Genomic DNA, 17,725 nt, shown 5'->3' on the forward strand with positions numbered 1-17,725 from the left:
CGATGCTGCAAAACGGACGATTCTGGAGGTCAGCCGCGGGTCAGGGCCGTGTGGGTTTCACGTACTGGTTTCCACGCCCCGGCGCTGGCTCAGCGTTCCAGGGGCGGCGTGGCCGTCAGCACCTCTTCGAGGGTCGTCAGCCCTTCCGCGACCCGCAAGGCGCCGGCCAGGCGCAGCGGGCGCATGCCGTCGGCGATGGCCTGGCGGCGCAGCGCATCGATGGACGGCTCCTTGGACACCCGCTCCTTGAACGCCTCGCTGACGGTCAGCAGTTCGTACAGGCCCATCCGGCCCAGGAAGCCGGTCATCCGGCATTCGACGCAGCCGACCGGGCGGTACGGGCGCCAGCCGCCGGTGAGCTTCCAGGGACGGACCACCTCTTCCACGGGATCCTTGGGCGCGTCCGGGTCGGCCTGGCGGCACTGCTTGCACAGGGTGCGCACCAGCCGCTGGGCGAGCACGCCGAGCAGCGTCGCGTTGATCAGGTAGTTGGGCACGCCGAGCTCCATCAGCCGCGTGACGGCCGAGGGCGCGTCGTTGGTGTGCAGCGTGGTGAACACCAGGTGGCCGGTGAGCGCCGCCTGCACCGCCATCTCGGCGGTTTCGAGGTCGCGGATCTCGCCGACCATGATGATGTCCGGGTCCTGCCGCATGAGCGCTCGCAGCCCTTCGGCGAACCCCAGGTCGATCTGCTGCTGCACCTGCGTCTGGTTGAACGCCGGCTCGATCATCTCGATCGGGTCCTCGACCGTGCTGACGTTCACCTCCTCGGTCGCGAGGCGCTTGAGCGTCGAATACAGCGTGGTGGTCTTGCCGGAGCCGGTGGGGCCGGTGACCAGCACGATGCCGTGCGGCCGCGCGACCAGCTGCTCCCAGCGCTGCGCGTCGTGCGGCGAGAAGCCCAGCGCGTCCAGGTCCTTGACCGCGGTGTCTGGGTCGAAGATGCGCATGACCATCTTCTCGCCGAACGCGGTGGGCAGCGTGGACAGGCGCATTTCCACTTCGTCGCCGCGCGGGTTGCGCGTCTTGATGCGGCCGTCCAGGGGCCGCCGCTTCTCGACCACGTCCATGCGGCCCAGCAGCTTGATGCGCGCGATCATGGCGTTGAGCACGCCCATGGGCATCTGGTAGACCGGGTGCAGCACGCCGTCGATGCGGAACCGGATCACGCCCTGCTCGCGCCGCGGCTCCAGGTGGATGTCGCTGGCGCGCTGGTCGAACGCGTACGTCCACAGCCAGTCGACGACCTGCACGACGCCCTGGTCGTTGGCGTCCAGCTGCTTGTTGCTCTTGCCCAGCTCGACCAGCTGCTCGAAGCTGGCGCCGCCCGAGTTGCCGCCGGACTTCTGCGCCGCGCGCACCGACCTGGCCAGCGCGAAGAACTCGGCCGTGAAGCGGGTGATGTCCTGCGGGTTGGCCATCACGCGGCGCACCGTGCGGCGCGACTGCCGCTCGATCTCGGCCACCCAGTCGGTGATGAAGGGCTCGGCGGTCGCGACCACCAGTTCTGCCGTGGTGACCTGCACCGGCAGGATGCGGTGGCGTTCGGCGTAGGCGGCGCCCATCGCATCGGACACGCGGCCGACGTCGACCTTCAGCGGGTCGATCCGCAGGTAGTCCAGTCCGGAGCGCTGCGCGACGTACTGGGCGAGCGTCTCGATGTCCAGCGGCTTGCCGTCGCTGGCGCGGGTCATCGCCACGGCGGCGAGACGGACCAGCGGGTGTTGGGAGCTCTCGGCCTGCGCGCAGCGGGCGATGGTGCGGCGGGCCTCCTCCGGGCTGATCACCGCGTCCTCGCTCAGCCATTCGACGAGCGTGCGCCAGTCGAGCGGTCCCATGTGCGGGGACCTCGCCAGCGACTTGGAACGGGCGGCGGATGGGCTCATCCCGCCATCATTCCACAGGCTTGAGCACCCGCAACCACTTGGGCGCCGGCAGGTCCCAGCGGCTCCGGATTTCGTCCGCCCGTGCGGCGAGTTCGCCACGGGCCGGGTGGTAGGGCTCGCGCAGCGCGAGCACCACGGTGTTGCCCTCGCGGGTGGGCCGGAACGCCCAGACGCAGTCGGCCCCGAACGCCGCCTGGATGCGCGAGACGCTGCGCTCGTAGCTGGACGAGCGGCCGAACAGGTTGACGGTCATGCAGCCGTCCGCGGTCAGCAGGCGCCGGCAGTCGGCATAGAAGGCCTGGCTGTCCAGCACGGGCGCCGCGGCCTCGTGGTCGTACAGGTCGACCTGCAGTGCATCGACCTGTCCGCGCCAGTGCTCGTGCGCCACCACTTCGGCCGCATCGCCGAGCACGACGGAGAGCCGGCTGTCGTCGCGCGGAAGCTTGAACCACAGGCGGCAGGCGGCCACCACCTGCGGGTTCAGCTCGATCGCCGTCGTCTTCATCCGCAGCTTGCGGTGGCAGAACTTGGTCAGCGAGGCGGCGCCCAGCCCCAGCTGCATCGCGTGCCGCCTGGGCACGCTCGCCGGATCGACGAACAGCAGCCAGGCCATCATGCGCTGCACGTACTCGAGGTGGATCGCGAACGGGTCGTCCTTGCGCATCGACCCCTGCACCCAGTCGGAGCCCAGGTGCAGGTAGCGGACGTCGCCGAAGTCGGAGAAGTGGACTTCGGGCAGGGGCGCGGGGGAACTCATCCCCCGATCATCGCAAGGCGGCGGAGGAGGCTTCCAGCAGGGCCCCGAGCCGGGGCAGCGCGGCGATCGCGTTCGCGGTCGTCACGCCGGCAAGCTCGTCGAGTTGCACGCCGCGCAAGCCCGCCACGACCTGCGCGATGCGCGGCAACTCGCGGGGCTCGTTGCGGCCCTGCACCTCGCCCGCGTCGCGCTGCGCGGCGGTGCGGTAGAGCCAGTGCGGCGGGATGTCGGGCGAATCGGTTTCCAGCACCAGCGCGCTGGCCGGAAGCGTCGTGGCGAGCCGGCGCAGTTGCAATGCGCGGTCGTACGTCACCGCGCCGCCGAAGCCGAGCCTGAAGCCGAGATCGACGAACTGCCGCGCCTGCTGGTCGCTGCCGTTGAACGCATGCGCGATGCCGCCCGGCGAGTCGGCGCGCAAGTGCTTGAGCAGCCGGTCGGCGGAGCGGCGCACATGCAGGATCACGGGCAGGCGGTGGCGGCGCGCGAGTTCCAACTGGCTCGCGTAGAAGTGTTCCTGCTTGCCGGCATCGAGTCCTGGCACGAAGAAGTCGAGCCCGATCTCGCCCACCGCGACGAGGCGCGGGTCGCCGGCCTGCTCGGCCAGCGCACGGTCGAGCCGCAGCAGGTCGTCGTCGCTCGCGTCCGGCGTGCACAGCGGATGGATGCCCAGCGCGTAGCTGTCGCCATGCGCATGCGCCAGCTCGCGGACCGCCGCGAAATTCGACGGCGCCACCGCCGGTAGCACACAGTGACACACGCCGGCGGCGCGCGCGCGGGCTCGCACATCCGTGGTGTCGTGCGCGAATTCCGGCGCGTCGAGGTGGCAGTGGGTGTCGACCAGCGAGGCCATCGCGCGATGATGCCGGACGCCACCCCTTCGGGCCGTGCAGCACCCCGCAAACCGTGCTACCGTGCGTCGTCACAGGGTGGCTTGTCCCCGAGCCGGCCCACCGACAGAAGGTTCCTCCGATGCGCAGGCCAGCTCTCTACAGCTCCAGGCGATCGGCTCCTGCGCAGCAGGCTCCCGCCACCGCGCAGCCCGACCTTGCGACGCAGGCCGCCGCCGCGTCCGACGCACCGCAGCCCGCACGCCGCCGCCGTTTCAGCGCATCGAGTCCCGCGTTGCTGTGGGCCGCGATCGCGCTGCTGTCGGCGCTGCTGGCCGTGAGCCTGTCGCTCGGCATGCGTCCGGGCCAGCGCAAGCTCACGCAGCAGGACATCAACGCGGCGGTGCTCAAGACGCTGGAGACGCAGGTCCTGCCGTCCGAATACTCGCGGGCCTACAACAACATCCGTCCCTCGGTGGTCCGCGTCGTCAGCTACGTCAAGCGCAGCCGGCTCAGGGACGCCGACATTCCCAGGAGCCCGCACGGCGCCAAGCCGAAGCCGCTGGGTCCGGCGCAAGGCGACCTGGCCGGCGACGAGGACGAAATCGAGGCCGGTGTCGGCACCGGCGTCGTGATCGTCGACAAGGGCGTCATCCTCACCAACCTGCACGTGGTGTCCGGCGCCGACAAGGTGAAGGTCACCTTCTTCGATGGGCTCGAGTCGAGCGCGACGATCACCGGCATCCAGCCCGAGAACGACCTCGCGGTGCTGCAGGCCGCCAAGATTCCCGACGACATGATCGCCGCCACGATGCGATCGACCGGCGACCTGCAACCCGGCGACAAGGTGCTCGCCGTCGGCTACCCGTTCGGCATCGGCCCGTCGGCCTCCGGCGGCGTCGTGTCGGGCCTGAAGCGCTCGTTCCGCTCGCCCGAGGGCAAGCAGGAGATGAACAACCTGATCCAGTTCGACGCGGCGGCCAACCCGGGCAACTCCGGCGGCCCGCTGGTCACCATGGACGGCGAGGTGGTAGGCATCGTCACCGCCATCCTCAACCCGACGCCGGCGCGCACGTTCCTGGGTATCGGCTTCGCCGTGCCGATCGAGAACGCCGCCACGGCCGCCGGCTTGCCGCCGTTCTGAGCTTCCCTCCACCCTTCCGCGAGGACCGACCCCGATGGACATCAACACCCGCCAGGACAGCGCGACCGCCAAGCTCATGGAGCAGATCCTCTACGAGGTCAAGCGCGTGGTCGTCGGCCAGGACCGCTTCCTCGAACGCGTGATGGTGGCGATGCTCGCGCAGGGCCACCTGCTCGTCGAAGGGGTGCCTGGCCTCGCCAAGACGCTGACGGTCAAGACGCTGGCGAGCACCGTGCGCGGCAGCTTCAAGCGCATCCAGTTCACGCCCGACCTCGTGCCGTCCGACCTGGTGGGCACGCGCATCTACAACCAGAAGAGCGGCGACTTCACGACCTCGCTCGGCCCGGTGTTCACCAACCTGCTGCTGGCCGACGAGATCAACCGCGCGCCGGCCAAGGTGCAGAGCGCCCTGCTGGAAGTGATGCAGGAGCGCCAGGTCACCATTGCCGGCGAGACGCACAAGGTGCCGAATCCCTTCCTCGTGATGGCGACGCAGAACCCGATCGAGACCGAGGGCACCTACCCGCTGCCCGAGGCGCAGGTGGACCGCTTCATGATGAAGGTGCTGGTCGACTACCCCACCGACGAGGAGGAGTACGTCATCGTCGAGCGCGTCACCGGCCCGTCGGTGGACGTCAGCGCCGTCGCCACCACCGAGCAGCTCGCCGCGCTGCAGCACGAATGCCGGCGCGTCTACGTCGATCCTTCGCTGGTGCAGTACGCGGTGCGGCTGGTGTCGGCCACGCGCACGCCCGAGAAGCACGGGCTGAAGGACCTCAAGCGCTTCATCACGTTCGGCGCCAGCCCGCGCGCCACGATCAACCTCACGGAAGGCGCCCGGGCGCTCGCGATGCTCCGCGGCCGCACCTACGCACTGCCGGAGGACATGGGCGACCTCGTGCCGGACGTGCTGCGCCACCGCCTGGTGCTGTCGTACGAGGCGCTGTCGGAAGGCCTGAACGCCGACGCGATCGTGGCCCACATCATGGGCAAGATCCCGCAGCCGGCGCGGCCGCTGGAACATGAAAAACTGGCTGCGTAGGTCCCCGAAGGCGGCGCCCGTCGCGGAGCCGCCGGCGGCCCCCGTTGCGGGTGCCGAGGCGGTGCTGCGCCGCCTGGAATGGACGGTCATCCGCCGCCTGGACGGCCTGCTGCAGGGCGACTACCGCACGCTGATGCGTGGCACCGGCCTGGACCTCGCGGACCTGCGCGAGTACCAGCACCAGGACGACGTGCGCCACATCGACTGGAACGTGACGGCGCGCACCGGCTTGCCGCACGTGCGCGTCTTCACCGAGGACCGCGAGATGGCGGCCTGGTTCCTGCTGGACCTGAGCCCCTCGGTGGACTTCGGGTCCGGCGAGCAACGCAAGCGCAACGTCTCCAGCGATTTCGTGGCGGTGCTCGCGCGCATGCTCACGCGCCACGGCAACCGCGTTGGCGCCATGCTGTACGGCAGCGGCGTGGACACGGTCATCCCGACGCGCGGCGGCCGCCGCCACGTGCTGCACCTGATGCACGCGATGCAGCAGCGGCCCCTGGCGGCAGAGGCCGGCCCGACCAAGCTCAAGGACTTGCTCGACGCCGCGGCTTCCCTGATCAAGCGGCGCTCGACGCTGTTCGTCGTGTCCGACTTCATCAGCGAGCCCGGCTGGGAGCGCGCGCTGGGCCTGCTGGCGCAGCGGCACGAAGTCGTCGCCGTGCGCGTGCTCGATCCGTTGGAGCTGCAGCTACCCGACCTGGGCCTGCTGACGCTGCGCGATGCCGAGACCGGCGAGCAGGTGCTCGTCGACACGCACGATCCGGCATTCCGCCGCCGCTTTGCCACGATCGCGGCCCAGCGCGAGGCCGACCTGCGCGAAGGCCTCGCGGCTGCCGGCGTCGATGCGCTGGAACTGTCCACCGATGCGGACCTGGCGCAGGCGCTGGTCCGCTTCACCGAGATGCGCAAGCGGCGTTCGCGCCTGTCGTCGGGCAGCCTGCCCGCGCACCTCAAGCAAGTCGCCTAGAAGGAAGACGTCCATGCAATTCCTCTGGCCCGAGTTCCTGTGGCTGCTGCTGCTGGCGCCGCTGCTGGTGCTGCTCTACCTGTGGCTGTTGCGGCGCAAGAAGAAGATGGCGGTGCGCTACGCATCGCTGTCGATCGTGAAGGAAGCGATGGGCAAGGGCCCGGGCTGGCGCCGCCACGTGCCACCCGTGCTGTTCTTCCTCGCGCTGGTCACGATGCTGCTGGCCGCCGCCCGGCCGACCGCGGTGATCACGCTGCCGTCGCAGCAGCAGACCATCATCCTGGCGATGGACGTCTCGGGCAGCATGCGCGCCACCGACGTGCAGCCCAGCCGGCTGGAAGCCGCGCAGGCCGCCGCCAAGGCCTTCCTCGCCGAGCTCCCGCGGCACGTGAAGGTCGGCATCGTGGCGTTCGCCGGTTCGGCGCAGGTGGCGCAACTGCCCACCGTCAACCGCGAAGACCTCGTCACCGCGATCGATCGCTTCCAGCTGCAGCGCGCCACGGCCACCGGCAACGCCATCGTGATCTCGCTGGCCACCCTGTTCCCCGACCAAGGCATCGAGCTGGCCGCGCTGCAGGTCGGCCGCGAGCGGCCGCGCGGCTTCGCCATCGACGGCGAGCACAAGGAGAAGAAGGAGTTCACGCCGGTCGCGCCGGGCTCGTACAACTCGGCCGCGATCATCATGCTCACCGACGGCCAGCGCACCACCGGCGTCGACCCGCTCGAAGCCGCCAAGATGGCCGCCGACCGCGGCGTGCGCGTCTACACGGTGGGCATCGGCACCGTCGACGGCGAGACCATCGGCTTCGAGGGCTGGTCCATGCGGGTGCGGCTGGACGAGGAAACGCTCAAGCAGATCGCCAACAAGACCAGCGCCGAGTACTTCTACGCCGGCACGGCGCAGGACCTGAAGAAGGTCTACAACACGCTGAGCTCCAAGCTCACCGTGGAGAAGAAGGAAACCGAGGTGTCGGCGCTGTTCGCGCTGGTCGCCGCGGGGCTGTCGCTGGTCGCAGCGGCGCTCTCCCTCCTCTGGTTCAACCGCATCCTCTAGGCGACAAGGACCTGCCGGCCGATCACGCGGCCGGCGGCCAGATCCTCCAGCCCCTGCTGCGCTTCGGCCATCGGCCGCGGTTTCACGTTGCCCAGCCGCAGCTTGCCGGCCCGTGCCAGCGCAACGAGTTCCCGCAGGTCCTGCGGGCTGCCGCAGTACGAGCCCTGCACCGACTGTTCGCGAAGGGCCAGCATCGCGGTCGACGCCTTCAGCTGGCCGCCGAACAGCCCGCAAACCACGTAGCGACCGCCCTTGCGCAGCACGGCCTGTGACAAGGCGGCTGTCGCGTCGCTGCCGACGAAATCGAGCAGCCCATACAGCGGCCCGCCCGCCGCCCCGGTGATGCGCTTCGCCGCGTCGGCCTCGATCGTGCAGGACGCCTGCGCGCCCCAGGCGAGGGCCACCTCGGTCTTCTTCGCATCGAGGTCGCAGGCCAGGATGCGTTCGTGCCCGAGCGCGCTCAGCGCCGAGATCGCCGCCAGCCCCAGACCGCCGCAGCCGACGATGCCGACCCATTCCTGCGGGTCGATCGGCTGCAGCTTCTTCGCGGCGCGGTAGGTCGTCACGCCGGAGCAGGCCAGCGGCGCGGCCAGCGCGGGATCGAGGCCGGCGATGTCGACCAGGTACTTGGGCCGCGGCACCAGCACGTGCGAAGCGAAGCCACCGGGCAGGTTCACGCCCAGCGCACGCCCCTTGGCGCACAGGTTGTCCTGGTCCGAGCGGCACAGCGCGCACACGCCGCACCCGAGCCAGGGATTCACCAGCACGCGCGAGCCGATGGCAACGCCCTGCGCGCCCTCGCCCGCCGCGAGAACCTCACCGACGATCTCGTGCCCCGGCGTCAGCGGCAGCGGGAAGCCGCGCTCGGCGAACGACATGCGCTGGCCGCCGCCGAGGTCGAAGAAGCCTTCCTGCACGTGCACGTCGGTGTGGCAGACGCCGCAATGCGTGACGCGCACCAGCACCTGCTCGCCGGTGGGGACCGGCGCCTCGCGGAGGCGGTGTTGCAGGGGCTGGCCCCAGTCGACGATGTCCCAGCTGTCCATGGCGGCTCCTGGTGGTCGGAAGCCAGTGTGGGCGCGCGGTGGGAGCCGCGCAAGGCGGCGCACCCGCGGGTCAGGCCAGCTGGCCGGTGACCAGGTGCAGCTGGCGGCCGCAGCGGGCGGCCAGCGTTTCGTCGTGCGTGACGAGCACGAACGCCGTGCCGCGGTCGCGCGCCAGTTGCAGCATCAGCTCGAACACCGTGTCGGCCGTCGAGCGGTCCAGGTTGCCGGTTGGCTCGTCGGCAAGCACGCAATCGGGATGCGTGACGAGCGCGCGCGCGATCGCGACGCGCTGGCGCTCGCCGCCCGACAGTTCGGCCGGCCGATGGCCGAGGCGGTGCGACAGGCCGACCGCGGTGAGTGCTTCGGTCGCGCGCTGCTCACACACTTCCTTCGCCTCGCGGCGGATGCGCAGCGGCATCCCGACGTTGTCGAGCGCGCTGAACTCGGGCAGCAGGTGGTGGAACTGGTAGACGAAGCCCAGGTGGCGGTTGCGCAGGTCGCCCTGCTGCGCGGGCGACAGGGACGCGAGGTGCTGGCCCGCCAGCTGCACGTCGCCCGTGGTGGGAGCGTCCAGGCCACCGAGCAGGTGCAGCAGCGTGCTCTTGCCGGATCCGGAAGCGCCGACGATCGCCAGCGTCTCGCCGCGGTGCACCTCGAGGTCGACGCCGCGCAGCACCTCGACGTCGAGGTCGCCTTCGTGGAAGCGCTTGGTCAGCCCGCGCGCGACGAGCACCGGCTCATTCATAGCGCAGGGCCTCGGCGGGGTTCACGCGGCTGGCGCGCCAGCTCGGGTACAGCGTGGCGGCGAAGGCCAGGATCAGCGAGATGACGGCGATCGGCACGATGTCGTCCGCCTGCGGGTCGCTGGGCATGCGGTTGATCAGGTAGATGTCGCGCGGCAGGAAGCTGGCGTGGAACACCTTCTCGATCGCCGGCACGATGACGTCGATGTTGAACGCGATGGCCAATCCGAGCAGCAGGCCGGCCAGCGTGCCGATGACGCCGACGGCGGCGCCCTGCACGACGAAGATGCCCATGATGCTGCGCGGGCTGGCCCCCAGCGTGCGCAGGATGGCGATGTCGGCGCGCTTGTCGGTGACCGTCATCACCAGCGTGCTCACCAGGTTGAAGGCGGCGACGGCGACGATCAGCGTGAGGATGATGAACATCATCCGCTTCTCCAGCTGCACGGCGGCGAACCAGGTGCGGTTCTGGCGCGTCCAGTCGCGCACGATGGCCGGCCCGGTGAGCATCCCGGTCAGGTCGGCGCCCACCTGCCGCGCGCGGTCCAGGTCCTTGAGCTTCAGGCGCACGCCGGTCGGCCCTTCGAGCCGGAAGATGCGCATCGCATCGTCGATGTGCAGCAACGCGAGGCCGCTGTCGTATTCGTAGTGGCCGGAGTCGAACGTGCCGACGACGGTCATCTGCTTCAGGCGCGGCACCACGCCGGCCGGCGTGACCTGCCCGCCCGGCGCGATCAGCGTGACGGGATCGCCTTCGCGCACGCCCAGGTTGCGCGCCAGTTCCGCACCCAGCACGATGCCGAAGGCACCAGGCTGCAGCTTCTGCAGCACGCCGGCCGCCATGCTGCGCCCGAGGTCGGTGACCTCGCCTTCGCGCGCCGGGTCGATGCCGCGCAGGATCGCCCCGCGCATGTCCTCGCCGCGTGCGAGCAGGCCTTGCGTCGCGATGAAGGGCGCCGCGCCCACCACTTCCGGATGGCCGCGTGCCTCGCGCAACGTGCGTTCGTAGTCGGGCAGCACGCCGCCGGCGGGGCCATACACCTCGATGTGCGAGACCACGGCCAGCATGCGGTCGCGCACTTCCTTCTGGAACCCGTTCATCACCGACAGCACGATGATCAGCGCCGCCACGCCGAGCGAGATGCCCAGCATGGAGACGCCCGAGATGAAGGAGATGAAGCCGTTGCGGCGGGCGGCGCGCCCGGCCCGGGTGTAGCGCCAACCCAGCGCCAACTCATAAGGCACGCGCATGGTTGGGCGCGATTGTGGCATCCATGACAATCGCAGCCATGTCGGACGGGCTCCACTTGTTGCTCCCCCTGGCCGCCCCGGCCCACGAGGAGGCTCGCAGCCTGCTGGCCGGGATGCGGCTGCCCGCGACGGAACGCCTGCTGGCCACGCTGGTGGTGACCGCCGACGAACGCGACAGCGAGCAGGCGCTGTCGATGCCGCACGAACGGGTGCTGGCGCGCGAATGCGGCCTGCCACTGGACGACGGCCGCATCCCGCTGGCGGCCTGGCAGGTCGCGGCCGCAGGCGCGCCCGACGGCGCCGCCTGGGGCTGGATCACGCCCTGCCACTGGGAGGTCGGCACCCGCGACATCCGCATGCACCACCCGCAGGACCTGCGCCTGGATGGCGAGGAGTCGCAGGCGCTGCTCGCGGCGATGCAACCCTTCTTCGCGGAGGACGGGCTCGAGTTGCGCTACGAGGCGCCGACGCGCTGGCTGGCCCGCGGTCCGCTGCTGGCGCAGGTCGCCACGGCATCGCTGGACCGCGTCATCGGCCGCTTGCTGGACGAATGGATGCCGCGCGGCGACGGCGCGCGGCTGCTGCGGCGGCTGCAGCAGGAGATGCAGATGCTGCTGTACACGCACCCCGTCAACGAGGAGCGCCTGCGCGGCGGGCAGCTGCCGGTCAATTCGTTCTGGGCCAGTGGCACGGGTGCCCTGCCCGCGCAGGTGGCCGCGCAGCCCGCCGGACTGCAGGTGTTGCATGGGCTGCGCGATGCGGCGCTGCTGCAGGACTGGCGCGCCTGGGCCGCGAACTGGGAGCAGTTCGAGTCGCGCGACGCGCCGCGCCTGCTGCAGGCCGCGCAGGCCGGCCACGATGTGCGGCTCACGTTGTGTGGCGAGCGCGGGGCGCGCACGTGGCAGAGCACACGCCGCGGGCCCTTCTCGCGCCTGTCCACGCTCTGGTCGCGTCCGCGCATCGCAGAATGCGTGCAGGACCTATGAAGATCATCACCCGCGACGTTCCCCCCCGCGCAGCCTGGGCGCTCGAACAGGCCGGCGTGCACCCGCTGCTGGCGCGCCTGTACGCCGCCCGCGGCGTCAGCGCCAAGGAGGAACTGGACGACGCCCTCGCCCACCTGTTGCCGCCGGCGACCTTGCTGGGCGCGGACCGCGCGGCAGCGCTGCTGGCCGACGCGATGGCGGCGGGCCGCCGCATCTGCATCGTGGCCGACTACGACTGCGACGGCGCGACCGCCTGTGCGGTCGGCGTGCGCGGCCTGCGCCTGCTCGGCGCGACGAACGTCGACTACCTGGTGCCCGACCGGGTGGTGGACGGCTACGGCCTGACACCGGTCATCGCGCGCCGGGTGAAGGAGACGGGTGCCGACCTGCTCGTGACCGTCGACAACGGCATCGCCAGCGTGGATGGCGTGCGGGCCGCCAACGACCTGGGCTTGCAGGTGCTGGTCACCGACCACCACCTGCCCGGGCCGCAGCTTCCCGCTGCCGCCGTCATCGTCAACCCGAACCAGCCGGACTGCCGCTTCGAGAGCAAGTCCATCGCCGGCGTCGGCGTGATGTTCTACGTGCTGCTGGCCCTGCGCGCCGAGTTGCGGGCGCGCGGGCGCTTCGACGCCGCGAACCAGCCCAAGCTGGATGCGCTGCTGCCGGTCGTCGCGCTGGGCACCGTGGCCGACGTGGTCAAGCTCGATGCGAACAACCGCCGCCTGGTGGCGCAGGGGCTCCGGCGCATGCGAGCCGGCGCCGTGCCCGCGGGCATCGCGGCGCTGTTCCGCGCCGCGGGCCGCGACGTGCGCGCCGCGACGACGTTCGACCTGGGCTTCGCGCTCGGCCCGCGCATCAATGCGGCGGGGCGCCTCTCGGACATGCGCCTGGGCATCGAGTGCCTGCTCACCGACGAGGAGGCGCGCGCGACCGAGCTCGCGCAGCAACTGGACGGCATCAACCGCGAACGCAAGGGCATCGAGGGCGAGATGCGCGAGCAGGCGCTGCAGATCGCCGAAGCGCTGTTCGAGGATGGCGAGGAGCCGCCGCCGGCGCTGTGCGTGTTCGATCCGGACTTCCACGAAGGCGTGGTCGGCATCGTCGCTTCGCGCCTGAAGGACCGCTTCCACCGCCCCACGTTCGTGTTCGCTGCCAGCCAGGCACCGGGCCACGAGCACGAGCTGAAGGGCTCGGGACGCTCGATCCCGGGCTTCCACCTGCGCGACGCCCTGGATCTCGTGGCCAAGCGGCATCCCGGCGTTCTGCTGCGGTTCGGCGGCCATGCGATGGCCGCGGGCTGCACGATCGCCGAGGAGCACCTCGACACCTTCGAGCAGGCGCTGCAGCAGGTCGCGCAGGAGTGGCTGGATGCGGCCACCCTGCTGCGCCGCCTGCACACCGACGGCCCGCTGGCACCCGAGTACCGGCGCGCCGAGCTCGTGGACACGCTGCACCAGCAGGTGTGGGGCCAGGGGTTTGCGCCGCCGGTGTTCAGCGAGGAAGTGGAAATCGTGTCGCAGCGCCTCGTGGGCGAGAAGCACCTGGCGCTGAAGATCCGCCACCAGGGCCAGCCGGTCGACGGCATCTGGTTCGGCCGCACCGAGCCGCTGCCGGCGCGCGCGCGCATCGCATTCCGCCTGGATGCGGACGAGTGGCAAGGCGTGCGCCGCGTGCGCTTCCTGCTCGAAGGCGTGGAGCTCTAGGAGCGCTTGGCTCCGAGCGGTGTCTCGTCGAAGTAGGCGAACAGGCGCTGCGCCACCTTGTGCAGCGCTTCGTCGGGCAGCGTCTGCGCCCGCGCCAGCTGCCACATCGCGTATTCGCGATCGCCCAGCATCATGGACGCATTGACGCAGCGGCCGTGGCCCGCCATCAGGAGCGTGAACGTGCCGAGCAGCTCGGTCGGGCAGTAGCGGCTGGGGGTCGTGGGCAGGTCGAAGTCGTCGCAGGCCTCCAGCGAGGGCTCGTTGTCGGCCACCGGCGACGCGGTGGTGTCGAAATCGGCGTGGTACATGGCGGCTCCCTGCGCTGGCTTCTTCGATGCATCAACGATAGGAAGCGGCCCGGGGCGCATCCGTCGGCCCGTACAACGGCGTCCTGTCGGACGCAAGCTCAACATCGGCAAGGAGCACGCGCACACCTGTCGGTGCACGCCCTCGACGATCAGCGGGTGCCGATGAGCGTACGGGCGGACGGGCAGTGGCCCATCGCAGGCAGCGCGAACGACGGATCGCACTGCTCGAGGCCCGCCTCGGGCACCGTGGCCTGCCGCGATTCCGCCTTGCGGACCTGGCTGCTGCACACGGCCCAGAAGCCCAGCAGCAGGCTCAGCGCGACGGCGGCGAGCACCAGCCACACCGCGCCGTCACGCGGCGTGGCGTCGACCGGGTCGAAGTAGCGGGACAGCAGGTGGGATGGCATGGGATCGATTCTGCTAACTCATGCAGGGGCGGCCGCCGACGACGAGGGCGGCAGCGGCCGTAGGACACAATCCCAGCCACCCATGCGCCTCCTCGACGCCGTCGCCACCGCCCGTCGCCTCGACCCTGTCGCGCTCGCCGACGCCGTGGAAGCGCTGCTGCGCGACCCATCGGTGCAGGTGCCCGAACGGCTGGTGCAGCCATTGCCCGGCGGCGGCAGCCTGTTCGTGATGCCGGCGCTCGACGGCCGTCTCGCCATCACCAAGCTGATCACGTTCACGCCCGCCAACGCGGGCACTGCGCGACCTGCCATCCAGGGCGACGTGGTGGTGTTCGACACCGCGACCGGATCACGCGTGCTGCTGCTGGATGGACCCGCCGTCACGGCGCAACGCACGGCGGCCGTGTCGCTGGCCGCGGCGCGGCGGCTGGCGCCGGTGCCCCACGGACCGCTGCTCATCGTCGGTGCCGGCGTGCAGGGGCGCTCGCATCTCGAGGCCTTCGCACGCGGGCATGGCGTGCGCGAAGTGCGCATCGCGTCGCGCACGCCCGCGAGTGCGCGGTCGCTGGCGGAGCACGCGATCTCGCTCGGCCTGCACGCGCAGGTCGTCGACGATGCGGATGCGGCGCTCGCGCACTGCCCGCTCGTGGTGACGTGCACGCCGGCGTCGGGCGTGGTGCTCCGCGGACCCGTGCGCGACGACGCGTTCGTGGCTGCCGTCGGTGCGTTCACGCCGAAGATGGTGGAGCTCGATGCGACGCTGTGCCGCTGGTTCGATGCGCACGGCCGCATCGTGGTGGACACCACCGATGCGCGGCACGAAGCGGGCGACCTGTTGCAGGCCGGACTGGACGTCGCGCGCTACGCGACCCTGGCGGACGTGGTGCGCGGCGACGAACGCGCCGCGGCGGGACCGGTGCTGTTCAAGAGTTGCGGCTGGGCCGGTTGGGACCTGGCCGCGGCGCGCTGCGCCCTCGCCGCGTGATCAGGCCTTGGGCAGCGTGACGCCGCGCTGGCCCTGGTACTTGCCGCCGCGGTCCTTGTAGCTGGTCTCGCAGACCTCGTCGCTCTCGAAGAACAGCACCTGCGCGCAGCCTTCGCCGGCGTAGATCTTGGCGGGCAGCGGCGTGGTGTTGGAGAACTCCAGCGTCACGTAGCCTTCCCACTCGGGCTCGAACGGCGTGACGTTGACGATGATCCCGCAGCGCGCGTACGTGCTCTTGCCGAGGCAGATGGTCAGCACGTTGCGCGGGATGCGGAAGTACTCCAGCGTGCGGGCGAGGGCGAAGCTGTTGGGCGGGATGATGCAGACGTCGTCGTGGAAGTCGACGAAGCTCTTCTCGTCGAAGTTCTTCGGGTCCACCACCGTGCTGTGGATGTTGGTGAACACCTTGAACTCGGGCGCGCAGCGGATGTCGTAGCCGTAGCTCGAGGTGCCGTAGCTGATGACGCGCCGGCCGTCGACCTCGCGCACCTGCCCGGGCTCGAACGGCTCGATCAACCCGTGCTGCTCGGCCATCCGCTTGATCCACTTGTCGCTCTTGATCGTCATCGCCATCTCCTGCGACGGGTATTCTAGGTGCCGTGTCCCGCCCCACCCTGGCCCGCCTCGCCTGCGCCCTCGCGTTCGCAGCCGCTTCGGCGCACGCGCAGGCGCCCGCCGCGGCCGGCGTGCAGCGCGTGCGGGACGCCATCGTGTTCGAAGGCCGCATCGACGGCCCATCCGCCGCCCGCTTTCGCGACCTCCTGGCCGAAGGCGGCGTGCGTCGCTTGGTGATCACGTCCCGGGGCGGCCTGGTGAAGCCCGCGCTGGACATGGCCGATGCGGTGCGGGAGCACGGGCTGGACGTCGAAGTCCCGCGGACCTGCTTGTCGTCGTGCGCGAACTACGTCTTTCCCGCTGCGCGACGCAAGCTGCTCGGCCATCCGCGCGCCGTCGGCTGGCACGGGAACATGGCGCACGTGCTGTACCTGCACCGCACCGGCCAGCAGACGTGGAGCGAGGCCCTGGTGCAGGATGCCCGTCAACTCGCCCGCGAGGAAGCGGCCCTGTTCCGCCGCCTCGGCGTGGACGGCTTCGTGTGCTGGTTCGGCAAGATCGCGCCTTACGACGTCGACGAGTTCTACGCCTTGTCGCCTGGGGACATGGCCCGCTTCGGCATCGGCGACGTCACGGTTGGCACCGGCGAGCCGGGACCGGACGGGCCCACGCTGCTCACGGTCGACTGGTCGCGGCTGGAAGCGGACCGCCGCGCCGCGTCGCCCGACACGCCCTGAGCGGGCGCCGCTTCAGCGGCTGCGATGCGGCAGCCGCTCCACGGGCGCGCCGTCGACCACGACGGTCTCCACCACCCGGTCGTCACCGAGCACGATCAGCGAAAACAGCAGTTCGTCGAGGTCGCGCGCGTGCGTCACCTTGCGGGACAGCAGGGGCGTCGCGTGCGGGTCGAGCACCAGGAAGTCGGCCTCGCAACCGGGCTGCAGGTTGCCGATGACGCCGTCGAGGCCCAGCGCCGCCGCGGCGCCCGCGGTGTGCTGCCACCACAGGTGGCCGGGCGCGAGGCTCACGCCGGGCTTGGTCTGCCCTTCGCGGCCGACGTAGTACGCCGCCAGCATGGTGTGGAACGGGTTGAAGCTGGTGCCGCCGCCGACGTCGCTGGCCAGCCCGAAGCGGAAGCCCACGCGCATCGCGCCCTCGTAATCGAAGAAGCCGCTGCCCAGGAACAGGTTGCTGGTCGGGCTGACCGCGGCCGCGGCGCCGGTCGACTTCATCAGCCGGCGGTCGTCGTCGTCGAAGTGGATGCAATGGGCGTAGATCGCGCGGTCGCGCATCAGCCCGAAGCCGTCGTACACGGCCAGGTAACTGCGCGCATCGGGGAACAGCTCGCGCGCCCAGCGGATCTCGTCCTTGTTCTCGGCGACGTGCGACTGGATCCAGGTGTCGGGGTACTTCGCCGCCAACTCGCCGGCGCCGCGCAGTTGCGCGTCGGTGCAACTGGGCGCGAACCGCGGGGTGATGGCATAGCCCAGGCGCCCTTGCCCATGCCACTTGCGGATCAGCGCCTCGGTGTCGGCGAGCGACTGCTCCGTCTCGTCGCGCACGCCGTCGGGCGAATGGCGGTCCTGCAGCACCTTGCCGGCGATCAGCCGCAGGCCGCGGCGCTGCGCTTCGGCCATCAGCGCATCGACGGACGCCGGGTGCGACGTCGCGAACGTGAGCGGTGTCGTCACCCCATGGCGCAGCAACTCGTCGAGGAAGACCTGCGCCACCGCCGACGCGTAGGCCGGGTCCGCGAAGCGCGCCTCGTGCGGGAAGGTGTACTTCTCCAGCCACGGCAGCAGGCCGTCGGCGGGCGAGCCGATCACGTCGGTCTGCGGGAAATGCACGTGCAGGTCGATGAAGCCGGGCGCGAGGATGCGCCCCGGCAGGTGCTCGACGGCGACGCCCGGGTATTGCGCGGCGAGTGCTTGCCAACTGCCGGCGGCACGGACGACCTGGCCACCGTGCGCGCCGGGTCCCACCAGCAGGAAACCGTCGTCCTCGTAGACGGGCGCGCCGTCCTCGTCGAATCGCAGCAGCGCCGCGCGCCAGGCTTTCATG

At 70.9% G+C, this 17,725-nt stretch carries 18 protein-coding genes; 8 read left to right on the top strand and 10 right to left on the bottom strand.

All coding sequences use genetic code 11. From position 1 onward, the window contains the following. Positions 1 to 89: 89 nt before the first annotated feature. The 3 genes from tfpB to I8E28_RS18495 are packed head-to-tail and all read right to left on the bottom strand — an operon-like array spanning position 90 to position 3,493. Positions 90 to 1,886: a type IV pilus assembly ATPase TfpB gene (tfpB, locus tag I8E28_RS18485; protein ID WP_200789679.1), complete on the bottom strand. Its 1,797-nt coding sequence runs from the start codon at positions 1,884 to 1,886 to the stop codon at positions 90 to 92. Positions 1,887 to 1,893: 7 nt separating this feature from the next. Next, positions 1,894 to 2,643 carry a class I SAM-dependent methyltransferase gene (locus I8E28_RS18490; protein WP_200789680.1) on the bottom strand — a complete coding sequence of 250 codons (750 nt, stop codon included), beginning with the start codon at positions 2,641 to 2,643 and terminating at the stop codon, positions 1,894 to 1,896. Between the two features lie 7 nt (positions 2,644 to 2,650). Continuing rightward, the gene (locus I8E28_RS18495; protein WP_200789681.1) at positions 2,651 to 3,493 is read right to left on the bottom strand and encodes a TatD family hydrolase; all 843 of its coding nucleotides are present in this window, start codon (positions 3,491 to 3,493) and stop codon (positions 2,651 to 2,653) included. 119 nt (positions 3,494 to 3,612) lie between these two features. Between I8E28_RS18495 and I8E28_RS18500 the strand changes: the two genes are divergently transcribed. The 4 genes from I8E28_RS18500 to I8E28_RS18515 are packed head-to-tail and all read left to right on the top strand — an operon-like array spanning position 3,613 to position 7,677. Continuing rightward, positions 3,613 to 4,614, top strand: coding sequence for a S1C family serine protease (locus I8E28_RS18500; protein ID WP_200789682.1), 1,002 nt, complete (start codon positions 3,613 to 3,615; stop codon positions 4,612 to 4,614). 34 nt (positions 4,615 to 4,648) lie between these two features. Further along, on the top strand, positions 4,649 to 5,656 hold the full coding sequence (locus I8E28_RS18505) for an AAA family ATPase (protein WP_200789683.1): 1,008 nt from the start codon (positions 4,649 to 4,651) through the stop codon (positions 5,654 to 5,656). Further along, positions 5,637 to 6,623, top strand: a complete 987-nt coding sequence (locus I8E28_RS18510) for a DUF58 domain-containing protein (protein ID WP_200789684.1) — start codon at positions 5,637 to 5,639, stop codon at positions 6,621 to 6,623. The genes I8E28_RS18505 and I8E28_RS18510 overlap by 20 nt, the downstream gene beginning before the upstream one ends. A 13-nt stretch (positions 6,624 to 6,636) precedes the next feature. Next, on the top strand, positions 6,637 to 7,677 hold the full coding sequence (locus tag I8E28_RS18515) for a VWA domain-containing protein (RefSeq protein ID WP_200789685.1): 1,041 nt from the start codon (positions 6,637 to 6,639) through the stop codon (positions 7,675 to 7,677). Here I8E28_RS18515 and I8E28_RS18520 read toward each other — a convergent pair. The 3 genes from I8E28_RS18520 to I8E28_RS18530 all read right to left on the bottom strand — a co-directional run bounded on the left by I8E28_RS18520 (position 7,674) and on the right by I8E28_RS18530 (position 10,717). Then, complete coding sequence (locus I8E28_RS18520) at positions 7,674 to 8,723, bottom strand: alcohol dehydrogenase (RefSeq protein WP_200789686.1); 1,050 nt, start codon at positions 8,721 to 8,723, stop codon at positions 7,674 to 7,676. The genes I8E28_RS18515 and I8E28_RS18520 overlap by 4 nt on opposite strands. Before the next feature lie 70 nt (positions 8,724 to 8,793). After that, positions 8,794 to 9,468 (bottom strand): lipoprotein-releasing ABC transporter ATP-binding protein LolD, encoded by a 675-nt coding sequence (gene lolD, locus I8E28_RS18525; RefSeq protein ID WP_200789687.1) that lies wholly within the window; start codon positions 9,466 to 9,468, stop codon positions 8,794 to 8,796. Then, positions 9,461 to 10,717, bottom strand: a complete 1,257-nt coding sequence (locus I8E28_RS18530; RefSeq protein WP_200789688.1) for a lipoprotein-releasing ABC transporter permease subunit — start codon at positions 10,715 to 10,717, stop codon at positions 9,461 to 9,463. Before I8E28_RS18530 ends, lolD begins: the two co-directional genes overlap by 8 nt. A 38-nt stretch (positions 10,718 to 10,755) precedes the next feature. Here I8E28_RS18530 and I8E28_RS18535 point away from each other — a divergent pair, with 38 nt between their 5' ends. Then, a complete protein-coding gene (locus I8E28_RS18535; protein ID WP_200789689.1) occupies positions 10,756 to 11,703 on the top strand; it encodes a phosphoglycerate mutase in 948 nt (315 codons plus the stop codon). Further along, on the top strand, positions 11,700 to 13,409 hold the full coding sequence (recJ, locus tag I8E28_RS18540; RefSeq protein WP_200789690.1) for a single-stranded-DNA-specific exonuclease RecJ: 1,710 nt from the start codon (positions 11,700 to 11,702) through the stop codon (positions 13,407 to 13,409). The genes I8E28_RS18535 and recJ overlap by 4 nt, the downstream gene beginning before the upstream one ends. On the opposite strand, the gene I8E28_RS18545 is transcribed toward recJ, so the two are convergent. Beyond that, positions 13,406 to 13,717, bottom strand: a complete 312-nt coding sequence (locus I8E28_RS18545) for a hypothetical protein (RefSeq protein WP_200789691.1) — start codon at positions 13,715 to 13,717, stop codon at positions 13,406 to 13,408. The two genes, recJ and I8E28_RS18545, sit on opposite strands and share 4 nt — an antisense overlap. A gap of 149 nt (positions 13,718 to 13,866) precedes the next feature. After that, positions 13,867 to 14,124: a hypothetical protein gene (locus I8E28_RS18550; protein ID WP_200789692.1), complete on the bottom strand. Its 258-nt coding sequence runs from the start codon at positions 14,122 to 14,124 to the stop codon at positions 13,867 to 13,869. Between the two features lie 82 nt (positions 14,125 to 14,206). Between I8E28_RS18550 and I8E28_RS18555 the strand changes: the two genes are divergently transcribed. Then, positions 14,207 to 15,109, top strand: coding sequence for a delta(1)-pyrroline-2-carboxylate reductase family protein (locus I8E28_RS18555; RefSeq protein ID WP_200789693.1), 903 nt, complete (start codon positions 14,207 to 14,209; stop codon positions 15,107 to 15,109). Here I8E28_RS18555 and dcd read toward each other — a convergent pair whose 3' ends face one another. After that, complete coding sequence (gene dcd, locus I8E28_RS18560; protein ID WP_200789694.1) at positions 15,110 to 15,676, bottom strand: dCTP deaminase; 567 nt, start codon at positions 15,674 to 15,676, stop codon at positions 15,110 to 15,112. A gap of 32 nt (positions 15,677 to 15,708) precedes the next feature. On the opposite strand from dcd, the gene I8E28_RS18565 reads away from it, so the two are divergent. Then, complete coding sequence (locus I8E28_RS18565) at positions 15,709 to 16,401, top strand: hypothetical protein (protein ID WP_200789695.1); 693 nt, start codon at positions 15,709 to 15,711, stop codon at positions 16,399 to 16,401. A gap of 12 nt (positions 16,402 to 16,413) precedes the next feature. On the opposite strand, the gene guaD is transcribed toward I8E28_RS18565, so the two are convergent. Next, on the bottom strand, positions 16,414 to 17,724 hold the full coding sequence (guaD, locus tag I8E28_RS18570; RefSeq protein WP_200789696.1) for a guanine deaminase: 1,311 nt from the start codon (positions 17,722 to 17,724) through the stop codon (positions 16,414 to 16,416). Between the last annotated feature and the right edge of the window lies 1 nt (position 17,725).

Origin of the sequence: Ramlibacter algicola (assembly GCF_016641735.1) — a bacterium.
Taxonomy (GTDB): domain Bacteria; phylum Pseudomonadota; class Gammaproteobacteria; order Burkholderiales; family Burkholderiaceae_C; genus Ramlibacter; species Ramlibacter algicola.

Excerpts from the sequence above, each read along its gene's own strand:
- tfpB (WP_200789679.1), bottom strand. The coding sequence starts at position 1,886 with ATGAGCCCATCCGCCGCCCGTTCCAAGTCGCTGGCGAGGTCCCCGCAC.
- I8E28_RS18490 (WP_200789680.1), bottom strand. The coding sequence starts at position 2,643 with ATGAGTTCCCCCGCGCCCCTGCCCGAAGTCCACTTCTCCGACTTCGGC.
- I8E28_RS18495 (WP_200789681.1), bottom strand. The coding sequence starts at position 3,493 with ATGGCCTCGCTGGTCGACACCCACTGCCACCTCGACGCGCCGGAATTC.
- I8E28_RS18500 (WP_200789682.1), top strand. The coding sequence starts at position 3,613 with ATGCGCAGGCCAGCTCTCTACAGCTCCAGGCGATCGGCTCCTGCGCAG.
- I8E28_RS18505 (WP_200789683.1), top strand. The coding sequence starts at position 4,649 with ATGGACATCAACACCCGCCAGGACAGCGCGACCGCCAAGCTCATGGAG.
- I8E28_RS18510 (WP_200789684.1), top strand. The coding sequence starts at position 5,637 with ATGAAAAACTGGCTGCGTAGGTCCCCGAAGGCGGCGCCCGTCGCGGAG.
- I8E28_RS18515 (WP_200789685.1), top strand. The coding sequence starts at position 6,637 with ATGCAATTCCTCTGGCCCGAGTTCCTGTGGCTGCTGCTGCTGGCGCCG.
- I8E28_RS18520 (WP_200789686.1), bottom strand. The coding sequence starts at position 8,723 with ATGGACAGCTGGGACATCGTCGACTGGGGCCAGCCCCTGCAACACCGC.
- lolD (WP_200789687.1), bottom strand. The coding sequence starts at position 9,468 with ATGAATGAGCCGGTGCTCGTCGCGCGCGGGCTGACCAAGCGCTTCCAC.
- I8E28_RS18530 (WP_200789688.1), bottom strand. The coding sequence starts at position 10,717 with ATGCGCGTGCCTTATGAGTTGGCGCTGGGTTGGCGCTACACCCGGGCC.
- I8E28_RS18535 (WP_200789689.1), top strand. The coding sequence starts at position 10,756 with ATGTCGGACGGGCTCCACTTGTTGCTCCCCCTGGCCGCCCCGGCCCAC.
- recJ (WP_200789690.1), top strand. The coding sequence starts at position 11,700 with ATGAAGATCATCACCCGCGACGTTCCCCCCCGCGCAGCCTGGGCGCTC.
- I8E28_RS18545 (WP_200789691.1), bottom strand. The coding sequence starts at position 13,717 with ATGTACCACGCCGATTTCGACACCACCGCGTCGCCGGTGGCCGACAAC.
- I8E28_RS18550 (WP_200789692.1), bottom strand. The coding sequence starts at position 14,124 with ATGCCATCCCACCTGCTGTCCCGCTACTTCGACCCGGTCGACGCCACG.
- I8E28_RS18555 (WP_200789693.1), top strand. The coding sequence starts at position 14,207 with ATGCGCCTCCTCGACGCCGTCGCCACCGCCCGTCGCCTCGACCCTGTC.
- dcd (WP_200789694.1), bottom strand. The coding sequence starts at position 15,676 with ATGACGATCAAGAGCGACAAGTGGATCAAGCGGATGGCCGAGCAGCAC.
- guaD (WP_200789696.1), bottom strand. The coding sequence starts at position 17,724 with ATGAAAGCCTGGCGCGCGGCGCTGCTGCGATTCGACGAGGACGGCGCG.